We start from the raw sequence: 11756 nt of genomic DNA, 5'->3' as shown, positions 1-11756 counted from the left end.
AAGGAGTTCTTTATGAGGGAGCGTAAATACGATGATGCCGGATTAACTCCCAAGGAAAGGTTCCGAGAAAGGCAAAGTCTGGAAACGAAGGAACTCCTGATAGAATTGCGCAGTCAGTTGGACAGTGAACTGTTAAAGGATTCAGAATTTAGAAGTCGGTATTATAGGGAAGCTCTCAATTATCTGAACCGGTTCTGGAAAGAGATTTTTGCCTACTTGGATGATGGTGAATTACCTATAGACAACAATCTGGCAGAGCGAACCATTCGAAAGCTGACTACCCAACGTAATAATTCACTTCATTATGGTAGTGATGCCGGTGCTGGGATGGCTGCAACATATCATAGTGTGATTGGAACGGTAAAGCTTCATGGCAGTTCTGTCTGGAACTTCATCGGAACTTTTTTCAAAAATATCTTTAACGGATGCAGGGATTATGTTAACATGGTTCCTGACAAAATCACTTTGGCTACCAGCCAATGTTAAATTCAAGACTAATTAATTAACAAAACTCGGTTTAGGGCACTGAAAAGTGCCCTTTCGAAGGGGGATGCCCTAAATTGAGTGCTTACATAAAAATAAGATGATATTAAGTTTGAACGAGCGACCACAAGAGGCGGTTGCTGTGATAGATGCTTCGGGAACTGTCTTGAAGTATGGGGAGTTGTTGGCATTTTCGGAGAAAATCGGTGCTTTACTTCCTCAGCGTTCCCTGTTGTTCTTGTTGACAGAAAATAATGTTGGTGGGATAGCATGGAGTATCGGTAGCATTAATTCCGGTAATGTCCCCTTGATATTGAATGCTCATATTGAGGAAGGGCTTTTTCATAATTTGTTTGAGATTTACCGTCCTCCTTATGTGTGTGTACCATCATCGATGGCGGACACACTGCAATATGAGTCTGTGTATGAGTATTATGGCTATACTTTACTATGTACCGGAATGGAACCATGTAGGGTACATGATGACTTGTCCCATCTGCTGCCGACTTCCGGCTCTACGGGAAGTCCCAAATTGGTTCGTCATAAATATGAGAATATAGAGGCGGCAGCTCTGAATATCTCCACTTTCTTTGGACTGACCTCCTCTGACCGTCCATTGCTGGTGCTGCCATTGTATTATACAATGGGGCTGTCCGTAGTATTTAGCCACCTATATGTGGGTGCCACTATATTGATAACCCACCAAAGCATGACGGACAAGGCTTTCTGGAGTTTCATGAAGGAACAGCGGGCCACCAGTTTTACTGGAGTGCCCTACAGCTTTGAAATTTTGAATCTGATGCGTTTCTTCCGTATGGATTTGCCTGATTTGACTTTGCTTACTCAGGGTGGCGGTAAGATGCCTCGCCAGCTGAATCTGAAGTTTGCTGAATATTGCCGTGATACCGGCAAACGCTGGATAGCTACTTACGGCCAGTCTGAAGGTACTGCCCGCATGGCCTATCTTCCTGCTGAATATGCAATATCCAAATGCGGAAGTATAGGTCGGGCAGTTCCCAATGCGGAACTGTCCTTGATAGATAGTGACGGAAATGTGATAGAAGGTTCTCACACGGAAGGTGAAATGTGCTATCGTGGCAGGAATGTGACAATGGGATATGCCCGCAGTCGGGAAGATTTGCTGCTGGGCGATGAACGTAATGGCTTTATGCGTACCGGTGACTTGGCTTACAGGGATGAGGACGGCTGTTATTACATTGTGGGGCGTATGGGACGTTTTTTGAAGCTGTTTGGCATGCGCATCGGTCTGGATGAGTGCGAGCAGATAATCAAAGGGAAATATCCGATAGAGTGTGCTTGTGTGGGTACAGACGATAAGATGACCGTCTATTTAACCGATGAAAAATATGCGGTGGCTGTAAAGGAGATACTGGTTGAAAAGACCAAACTGGTAGCCTCGGCTTTTGAGGTAAAAGTGATTGCTGACATACCTAAGAATGAGGCGGGAAAAATATTGTATAGTAAGTTGAATTCATAAAAAAGATAGGAACGATGACGAATATTGAAAAGTATAATGAAGCTTTTGTAGAAGTGTTTGGGGTGGATAGTGCAGTGTTGAACGATAGTTTTTCAAAAGACAGCGTGGAATCCTGGGATTCTGTTCACCAACTGAATATAATCGCATTGTTGGAAGAGTCCTTTGACGTAATGTTTGACCCAGAGGATATCATGGAATTTACTTCCTATGGAAAGGGACGTGAGATATTGAAAAAATACGAAGTTGAACTTTAAGGGTCAAGATAATGGCAAGATGGGAAATTAAGAATGTCGGCATGAAGGGAGTGGCTATGACCGTTCCGGAGAATGTGGTAAAAACTTCCGAACTGGGACTTCTTTCCCAAGAGGAAGCTGATGTATTCGATAATACAGTCGGTATAAAAGAAAGGCATATCGCTCCGGACACAATGTGCGCCTCGGATATGTGCCAGGCTGCTGCCGAGAAACTGCTTGAAGAGCTGGGTTGGGAGAAGGACAGTATTGATGTATTGTTGTTTGAGTCTGTTACGGGTGATTATCGTACTCCTCCTACTTCCTGCATATTGCAAGACAGGCTTGGCTTGTCGGAAAATTGTTTCTGTATGGATATTCCAATGGGTTGTTGTGGGTGTATGTATGCCATAACAGTTGCCGGTACCCTGTTGACGGCAGGTAATGTAAAGCGTGCCTTGTTGCTTGTAGGTGATACGGCTTTGCGGATGGGGTCCATGAAAGACAAAAGCCGTGTACCTTTATTCGGTGACTGCGGTACAGCCATAGCTTTGGAATATGATGAGACTGCCAATGATATTGTAGTTGATTTTCATACCTACGGTAAGGGATATGAAGCTTTGATGACCCCTCACGGTGGTTTCCGCCATCCGGCTACACCTGCTTCCTTTGAATATGAAGATTTTGGCAATGGCATTGTGCGTGCTCCTATTCATACATTGATAAATGGAATGAATGTCTTTTCTTTCGCTATATCCCGTCCTCCTATATCCGTCGAAGCCTTTTTAGACGATTATAAAATTAATCGTGAAACGGATATAGACTATTTCTTGATTCACCAGGCGAACAAGATGATTGTGGATCGTATTGTGAAGAAGTTGAAGTTGCCCAAAGAGAAGGTTCCTTATAACTTGGAGGAGTTTGGAAACTTGGGTGGAGCTTCCATTCCTTCATTAATGGTGAGCCGCTTGCGTGAACGGTTGATGCAGGAAGAGACTACCTTGTTGATGTCCTCTTTTGGGCTTGGATTAAGCTGGGGGACAATGTGGATGAAGACGAAACCTATGGTGATACCTAAAATGCAGATTCTAAAATGGGAAAGGAGAAATTATCTTATAGACAAAGAATAAGTAGATTAGTTAGTTTGACTTACTTATAAGAATTTATATTATTAAATTGGAAATTACTAAACATTATTATGTCGATTTTTAAAGATAAAGTCTTATTAATCACTGGCGGTACCGGCTCCTTTGGTAACGCTGTATTGCGTCGTTTCCTCGATTCTGATATCAAGGAAATCCGCATTTTCAGTCGCGACGAGAAGAAGCAGGATGACATGCGTCATCACCTGCAGAATCCGAAAGTGAAATTCTACATTGGTAACGTGCGTGACCGCCAGTCTGTGGACGGTGCAATGATGGGAGTGGATTATGTATTTTCTGCTGCTGCTCTAAAGCAAGTTCCGAGTTGTGAGTTCTTTCCGTTACAAGCCGTACAGACCAATGTAATTGGTACGGACAATGTACTGGAATCAGCCATAGCGCACGGAGTAAAGAATGTGGTGGTCCTTTCTACGGATAAGGCTGCTTATCCCATCAATGCCATGGGTATCAGCAAGGCCATGATGGAGAAGGTTGCCATAGCCAAGGGCCGTGCCCTGGGTGACGGGGCAGGAACTACTATCTGCTGTACCCGTTACGGCAATGTGATGGCAAGTCGCGGTTCTGTGATTCCCTTGTGGGTGGAGCAGATAAAGAACGGCAGGCCCATTACGGTAACGGACCCCAACATGACCCGCTTCATGATGACTCTGGACGATGCCGTGGATCTGGTAATCTATGCGTTTGAGCACGGGCATAACGGTGACCTGTTCGTGCAGAAGGCTCCTGCCGCCACCTTGGATGTATTGGCGCAGGCCTTGAAGGAAACATACGCGCAGGTTGATCCGAAATACGGTGAGACGGAGGTGAAGACCATCGGCACGCGCCACGGCGAGAAACTGTATGAGACACTGGTAACCCGCGAGGAGATGGCAAAGGCTGTCGACATGGGCGACTACTACCGCATCCCCTGCGACACCCGTGACCTGAACTATGACAAGTTCTTCACGGAAGGCAATGAGGATATTGCCCGTATAGAGGACTATCACAGCCATAACACCGCCCGCCTGGATGTGGAGGGCATGAAAAAGCTTCTCTTGAAACTCCGCTTCATCCGCGAAGACCTCGGGATGGAGGAAAAGGCGAAGAGCGCGGAAATCAAGAGCGAATAGTATAGCCATTGTTAACTTTTCCATCCTATCCAATCCCATTAGTTTATGAAAATCTTAGTGACCGGCGCCCGAGGGTTTGTCGGCCGGAACCTTGTATCCCAGCTGCATAACATCCGTGACGGGAAAGCCCGTAATTATGGCATTGCAGGTGAGGGACTTACCATTTACGAATATGACATGGACAGTGACCCTGCCGAACTGGATGTCTATTGCAAGCAGGCTGACTTTGTCTTCAATCTGGCGGGCGTGAACCGTCCCCAGGATGCGTCTGAGTTTATGAAGGGGAACTTCGGCTTCGCCTCCACGCTGCTTGATACATTGAAGAAGCACGGCAATACCTGTCCGGTAATGATTTCCTCTTCCACGCAGGCCGCACTCGACAACCCTTACGGTGAATCGAAGCGGGCAGGGGAGCAACTGTTGTTCGAGTACTCCAGGGAAACGGGTGCAAAGGTACTGGTGTACCGCTTCCCGAATGTTTTCGGCAAATGGTGTCGCCCCAACTATAACAGCGCGGTGGCCACTTTCTGCAATAACATCGCCCATGACTTGCCCATCCGGGTGAACGACCCTTCGGTGGTGATGCACCTGGTTTACATAGACGATGTGGTGGACGAGCTTATCTCTGCCCTGAGCGGCAGGGAACACCGCAACGGGGATTATTGCGAAGTGCCCGTGGTGCATACCATTACCTTGGGCGGCATTGTGGAACTGATAAGGTCTTTCAGGCAAATGCCCGGTACCTTGTCCGTCCCGGATTTGAGTGATGCCTTCGCAAAGAAGCTTTATTCCACGTATCTCTCATACCTGCCCCAAGAGCGTTTCAGTTATCCCCTGAAAATGAATGTGGACAACCGTGGCAGTTTTACTGAAATCATCCGTACTTCTGACCGCGGGCAATTCTCTGTGAATATCTCCAAACCGGGTATTACGAAAGGCCAGCATTGGCACCATACCAAGAACGAGAAGTTTGTGGTGGTGAGCGGCCACGGTCTGATACAGCTCCGCAAGATAGGTACGGAGGAGGTTGTCAGCTTCGAGGTAAGCGGCGGGAGGATGGAGGTCGTGGAGATGATTCCCGGCTATACGCACAATATCGTCAACCTTTCGGAAACGGAAGACCTGGTGACTTTCATGTGGTGCAACGAGTGTTTCGACCCGGCACGTCCGGACACTTATTTTGAAAAAGTCTGAAACGAGTTAAAGAATACAGGAACAGATGGATATAAAATTGGATTATTCGCAAGTCAGGTTTCAGGAGAACGGCAGACTGAAACTTCTGATTATGGTGGGCACCCGTCCGGAAATCATCCGCCTGGCGGCTGTCATCAACAAATGCCGCAGTTATTTTGACTGTCTTCTGGCCCACACCGGCCAGAATTACGACTATAACCTGAACGGTGTCTTCTTCCGTGACCTGAGGCTGAAAGATCCGGATGTGTATATGGATGCCGTCGGCGATGACCTCGGTGCCACGATGGGGAATATTATCAACGCCAGTTACAAGCTGATGGTGCAGGTGAAACCTGATGCCGTGCTGGTGTTGGGAGACACGAACTCCTGCCTGAGCGTGATAGGCGCGAAACGTCTGCATATCCCCATCTTCCATATGGAGGCAGGCAACCGCTGCTTTGACGAGTGCCTGCCTGAGGAGACCAACCGCCGTATTGTGGACGTCATTTCCGATGTGAACCTCTGCTATTCGGAGCATGCCCGCAGATACCTGAACGCTTCGGGCGTGGCGAAAGAACGTACATACGTAACCGGTTCGCCCATGGCGGAAGTCCTGCATGAGAATTTGTCCGAAATAGAGTCCAGCGATATTCACCAGAGATTGCATCTCCAGAAAGGTAAATACATCCTGCTTTCCGCGCACCGGGAAGAGAACATTGACACGGAGAAGAACTTCCTGTCCCTTTTCAGCGCGGTTAACGCTATGGCCGAGAAATATGACATGCCCATACTTTACAGTTGTCATCCCCGTAGCAGGAAACGTCTGGAATCAAGCGGCTTTGCACTTGACAGACGTGTGATTCAGCATGAACCTCTCGGTTTCCACGACTACAACTGCCTGCAGATGAACGCCTATGCCGTTGTGAGTGACAGCGGTACCCTGCCTGAGGAGAGCAGTTTCTTCACTTCTGTGGGGCATCCTTTCCCGGCTGTATGCATCCGTACGAGTACGGAGCGTCCCGAGGCTCTTGACAAGGGTATCTTTGTCCTTGCCGGTATTGATGGGAAATCCTTGCTTCAGGCTGTAGATACTGCTGTGGAGATGAATAGGAATGGTGACGATGGCCTGCCGGTGCCCAATTATACGGATGAGAATGTATCGGCCAAGGTTGTGAAGTTGATTCAGAGCTATACGGGAGTGGTGAACAAGATGGTTTGGAGAAAATTCTGACTGCTGGGATGAACATTCTTTTTTTGACAATATCCCGTATCAATGGTTTGGAAGAGCGTGGTATCTATACGGACCTGATGCGTGAATTTATAAGGAACGGGCATGCCATGTATATAGTATCCCCTTACGAGCGGAGATTCCATCAGCCTACCGGAGTCATGGAGAACGACGGTGCAAGAATATTGAAGGTAAAGACACTCAATATCCAGAAAACGAATATTGTGGAGAAGGGGATTGGCACTTTATTGTTGGAAAGCCAGTATCTGCATGCCATTAATAAATACTGGCGGGATGTGAAATTCGACCTTATTCTTTATTCCACTCCTCCCATCACCTTCAATAAGGTAATCCAGACCTTGAGAAAACGCTGGAATGCTAAAACCTATCTGATGCTAAAGGATATTTTTCCGCAGAATGCGGTGGATTTGGGTATGTTCTCCAAGAAAAGTTTTCTTTATAGGATGTTCAGGAGTAAAGAAGAAAAACTTTATGAATTGTCAGACTTTATCGGTTGTATGTCACCTGCCAACTGTGAGTATGTGTTGAAGCATAATCCTGCCATTGATGCGGCAAAGGTGGAAATCTGTCCGAACAGTGTGAAGTTGCAGGAAAGGTTGAAAGGAGATAGGAAAGAGAGTGAACTGCTGAAAGAATTGAATATTCCTATATCAAAAAGGATTTTTATCTATGGGGGTAATCTGGGAAAACCTCAAGGGATAGATTTTTTATTGAAAGTGATTGAGGAGAATGAAAAGCGGGATAACTCGTATTTTGTAATTGTAGGTAGTGGTACGGAGTATATGAGGGTTAAATTATGGTTTGATACACACTTGCCCCAAAACGCTTGTCTTCTTACTGCATTGCCGAAAGTAAAATATGATGAATTGGTGAGCTTGTGTGATGTAGGCTTGATATTCCTGGACAAGCGGTTTACGATACCCAATTTCCCATCGCGTCTGCTTTCGTATTTGGAATGTAGGATGCCGGTGCTAATGGCTACGGATGTTAATACGGATATCGGACAGATAGCTGAAGAAAGAGGTTTCGGTCTGTGGACAGAGAATGGGAGTATAGATACCTTTATGAAGATGGTGGAGTTTATGATAGAGGATGATAAACGGATGAAAGAGATGGGAGAAAAAGGGTATAGATTCTTGTGTGAGAATTATACTGTAGATAAGAGTTATAAGGCTATAATGAAGCATTTTTGCGAGTATGTATAAACATGGTTTGAAAAGAGTGATTGATTTCATTCTGGTCTTTATTGTATTGGTTGTTATCTGGCCCATTTTATTACTTATTACTATTTGGTTGCATTTTGCCAATAAAGGTGCAGGAGCATTCTTTACTCAGGAGCGTCCTGGAAAGGATGGAAGAATATTCCGTTTGATAAAGTTTAAAAGTATGACGGATGAACGGGATGCAGAAGGCAAATTATTGCCGGATGCTAAACGATTGACTCATGTGGGTAAATTTGTTCGTGCCACTAGTATTGATGAGCTTCCGCAATTGATTAATGTTTTGAAAGGGGATATGGCATTGATTGGTCCAAGACCTTTATTGCCAGAATATTTGCCTCTCTATTCAAAAGAGTAGGCTCGTCGGCATGAAGTGCGTCCAGGGATTACTGGTTGGGCACAAGTAAATGGACGAAATTTTCTCCCTTTTAGTAAAAGATTTGAATTGGATGTATGGTATGTGGATCATTGCTCATTTATGCTTGATTTAAAGATTGTATGTCTATCAATTCATAGAGGTTTATTTAGGAAAGATATCTTAATTAGTGATAATACACAAATAATAGATGTGGGGTATCGTATAAAGAAAGAGAACTCTTTTGATCAATGAAATTATAGGCTTATGTATAAAAGAGGATTAAAGCGTGGGTTAGACTTTGTAATTGTTTTTATAGCTCTGTTGGTTATCTGGCCCATATTACTTCTTCTGATAATTTTCCTCCATTTCACCAATAAGGGTGCCGGTGTCTTTTTTACCCAGGATCGCCCCGGAAAAAATGCTCGAATATTCAAAGCCATAAAGTTTAAGACAATGACAGATGAGCAGGATTCAGAAGGAAATTTGTTGCCGGATGCTAAACGTCTGACAAAGATTGGGAAAATAGTCCGTTCTCTTTCCATAGATGAATTGCCACAACTAATAAATGTATTAAAGGGGGATATGGCATTAGTTGGTCCCCGTCCTTTATTGCCGAAGTATCTTCCTTTATATTCAGAGGAACAGTTCCGTCGCCATGAAGTACGTCCGGGAATTACGGGGTGGGCACAGGTAAACGGACGGAATGATATCAGTTGGAAACGTAAGTTTGAACTGGATGTGTGGTACGTGGATCATATTTCTTTCTGGCTGGACGTGAAGATTATTCTGCTAACCATAAAGAAAGTGTTCGTTAGAGAAGGGATCAATAAGGAAGGTAATGCTACCACCGAGGCTTTCAACGGTCATAACTGAAATGAACATCCATCAGATTGTCAATTCTGTTTTCACCTCCAATACTTATATACTGTCTGTTGAGGGGAAAGATGGGCATGTATTGATAGATATTGGGGATATTGCTCCTATAAAGCAGTGTGTTCAGGAAAAGTGCGGAACGGTACAAGCCTTGTTTCTGACTCATACTCATTACGACCATATTTATGGTATAAAAGATTTATTACGATTGTATCCTGATTGCACAGTTTACACTTCCTCTTTCGGTAAGGAGGCTTTAGGTTCGGATAAACTTAATTTTTCCCGTTATCACAATGATCCTGTAATATGGATGGGAGATAATGTGACGGTTTTACATGAGAATGATAAAGTGGAAATATTTCCGGGAATTTTCGTGGAAGTGTTTAAAACTCCCGGACATGATAAAAGCTGCCTTACCTATAAAGTCGAGAACAATGTTTTCTCGGGTGATTCATATATCCCGGGTGTTAAAGTCATTGCCTCATTCCCTAATAGCGATAGGGAAGATGCACGGATCTCGAAAGAACGTATCATGGAATTAACAAAGGATTGCAGTCTGTATCCCGGTCATGGAAACATTTATGAGTAAATTATTCCGATATCTGGAAAGGATTTATAAAGCCGTTTCCTTTCTTTTTATTCCCCACTATGTGAGGAATCCGAAGTCTGATCATTAAATAATCACATATATATTTATGGATAAAACTATTTATCTTTGCCTTGCCCATATGAGCGAGGAGGGTATTGAACAGAAATATGTAAAAGAAGCCTTCGATACGAACTGGGTGGTTCCTCTTGGTCCTAATGTGAATGCTTTTGAAGAGGATTTGAAACGTTTTGTAGGCGAAGGCAAGGAAGTGGTGGCACTTTCGGCCGGTACGGCGGCAGTACATTTGGCTCTGTTGGCTTGCGGAGTGGGACAGGGTGACGAAGTGATTGTACAAAGCTTCACATTCTGTGCGTCTTCGCATCCGGTCACTTATCTGGGGGCTGTTCCGGTATTTGTGGATTCTGAGAAAGAAACTTGGAACATGTCTCCGGAACTGTTGGAAGAAGCCATCAAGGACCGCATTGCCAAGACTGGAAAAAAGCCAAAAGCTATTGTTCCTGTGGCATTGTACGGCATGCCCTATGACTGTACACGTATCATGGAGATAGCCTATAGGTATGCTATTCCAGTGGTGGAAGATGCTGCCGAAGGTTTTGGCTCCCGTTTTAAGGGACAGGTACTGGGGACGTTCGGCAAGTTCGGGGTGCTGAGCTTTAACGGTAACAAGATGATTACTACCAGTGGCGGTGGTGCGTTGATTTGTAAAGATGCCGAAAGCAAGAATCAAATCATGTGGTATGCCACGCAGGCTCGTGAGGCTTATCCTTATTACCAGCATGAGGCGATAGGGTATAACTATCGCATGAGTAATATATGTGCAGGTATTGGTCGTGGTCAAATGACCGTTGCCGATAAGCATATTGCACATCACCGACATGTGCAGGCTCTCTATAAGGAACTGCTTAAGGATGTGGAGGGGGTATTGCTGCATGAAGCTCCTTCGGCTGATTATGACTCTAATTTCTGGCTTTGTACAATCACTCTGGATTCTTCACTTCGCATCAAAGGGCAGGAAAATGCTTATAAGGATGTTGTCAGGACTGCCGTAGGTGGTGCTGCAGGTGTGATTCATGCCGTAGATTGTGCTACAACAGATTGCCAGCCCAACGAGAATGTGGAGGCTTTGCGTGCTTTTATGCTTGGCAAAAAAATAGAGGCACGCCCGGTTTGGAAACCGATGCACAAGCAGCCGGTCTATAAGGATGCTCCGGCTTATATCAATGGGGTATCCGAAGCTATTTTTAAAATCGGTATGTGCCTTCCTGCCGGGCCGTGGGTGACTGATGAAGATGTATATTATATCGTGGAGTGTATAAAAGAGGCCATAGTAAAATAATAGATGAAAATACAGCTTTTTTAACTACGACCTTGACAATGCTGTCGGTTGCCAATACGTTTGTCAATGCGGATTTCATCTATACCGTTGTCTGTTCCGTTCTAGTCTTCTGCTTCTTCAATTTCTGCAAGCGTGCCAAATATTCACCGCCTGATGCTTCATGAGAATATCGGACTACCGCATCGCAAACATCTTATCAGATTATGGCGAATGAGCTGAAGATTCCCCATGTCATAGTATCTTTGACCTATATGGCAGTACAGGCAATCATCATCGTAGGATATCTTGATTAAGTTGGCTTGCCTAATCTGTCAGCTTGTAAATCAATACTTTATGAACTTATCTCAGAAAACAGCTTCAGCGAGGCTGTTTTCTTTGTTTACAGGCAAATATATCCTCACCTTTGCATTGTTGATCAACAAAACGAGATTAAAAACCATGTTGAATTAAAAAT

Annotated in this window: 11 protein-coding genes and 2 pseudogenes; all 13 read left to right on the top strand. The window is 44.7% G+C overall.

Annotation, left to right across the window (positions count from 1 at the left end):
- Positions 1-486: transposase (locus ACESTD_RS06065; RefSeq protein WP_272203367.1), on the top strand; the 486-nt coding region annotated here is incomplete at its 5' end.
- A 97-nt stretch (positions 487-583) separates the two neighbouring features.
- Entirely contained in the window at positions 584-1981 is a 1398-nt protein-coding gene (locus ACESTD_RS06060) for an AMP-binding protein (protein ID WP_057098282.1), read from the top strand.
- Between the two features lie 14 nt (positions 1982-1995).
- Positions 1996-2235, top strand: a complete 240-nt coding sequence (locus tag ACESTD_RS06055; RefSeq protein ID WP_057098281.1) for a hypothetical protein — start codon at positions 1996-1998, stop codon at positions 2233-2235.
- An 11-nt stretch (positions 2236-2246) separates the two neighbouring features.
- On the top strand, positions 2247-3341 hold the full coding sequence (locus tag ACESTD_RS06050; protein WP_057098280.1) for a 3-oxoacyl-ACP synthase III family protein: 1095 nt from the start codon (positions 2247-2249) through the stop codon (positions 3339-3341).
- 68 nt (positions 3342-3409) lie between these two features.
- Positions 3410-4483 carry a polysaccharide biosynthesis protein gene (locus tag ACESTD_RS06045; RefSeq protein WP_057098279.1) on the top strand — a complete coding sequence of 358 codons (1074 nt, stop codon included), beginning with the start codon at positions 3410-3412 and terminating at the stop codon, positions 4481-4483.
- Positions 4484-4528: 45 nt separating this feature from the next.
- Complete coding sequence (locus tag ACESTD_RS06040; RefSeq protein WP_057098278.1) at positions 4529-5677, top strand: capsular polysaccharide biosynthesis protein CapF; 1149 nt, start codon at positions 4529-4531, stop codon at positions 5675-5677.
- Positions 5678-5702: 25 nt separating this feature from the next.
- Positions 5703-6887, top strand: a complete 1185-nt coding sequence (wecB, locus tag ACESTD_RS06035) for a non-hydrolyzing UDP-N-acetylglucosamine 2-epimerase (protein ID WP_373158716.1) — start codon at positions 5703-5705, stop codon at positions 6885-6887.
- Positions 6888-6895: 8 nt separating this feature from the next.
- Complete coding sequence (locus ACESTD_RS06030) at positions 6896-8110, top strand: glycosyltransferase family 4 protein (protein ID WP_373158717.1); 1215 nt, start codon at positions 6896-6898, stop codon at positions 8108-8110.
- Positions 8103-8735 (top strand): annotated as a pseudogene (locus ACESTD_RS06025) (sugar transferase). Before ACESTD_RS06030 ends, ACESTD_RS06025 begins: the two are co-directional and overlap by 8 nt.
- 12 nt (positions 8736-8747) lie before the next feature.
- On the top strand, positions 8748-9356 hold the full coding sequence (locus ACESTD_RS06020; RefSeq protein ID WP_057098095.1) for a sugar transferase: 609 nt from the start codon (positions 8748-8750) through the stop codon (positions 9354-9356).
- Between the two features lies 1 nt (position 9357).
- Complete coding sequence (locus tag ACESTD_RS06015; protein WP_057098094.1) at positions 9358-9945, top strand: MBL fold metallo-hydrolase; 588 nt, start codon at positions 9358-9360, stop codon at positions 9943-9945.
- Positions 9946-10051: 106 nt separating this feature from the next.
- Positions 10052-11302: a DegT/DnrJ/EryC1/StrS family aminotransferase gene (locus tag ACESTD_RS06010; RefSeq protein ID WP_373158718.1), complete on the top strand. Its 1251-nt coding sequence runs from the start codon at positions 10052-10054 to the stop codon at positions 11300-11302.
- Between the two features lie 56 nt (positions 11303-11358).
- A pseudogene (locus ACESTD_RS06005) lies at positions 11359-11589 on the top strand (hypothetical protein); the annotation flags it as partial.
- Positions 11590-11756 lie beyond the last annotated feature (167 nt).

This window comes from Bacteroides sp. AR20 (assembly GCF_964250605.1).
GTDB classification, from domain to species: Bacteria; Bacteroidota; Bacteroidia; order Bacteroidales; family Bacteroidaceae; genus Bacteroides; species Bacteroides uniformis.
The sequence above is the reverse complement of the archived record's forward strand: the minus strand, read 5'-3'. Positions and strand labels throughout refer to the sequence as shown.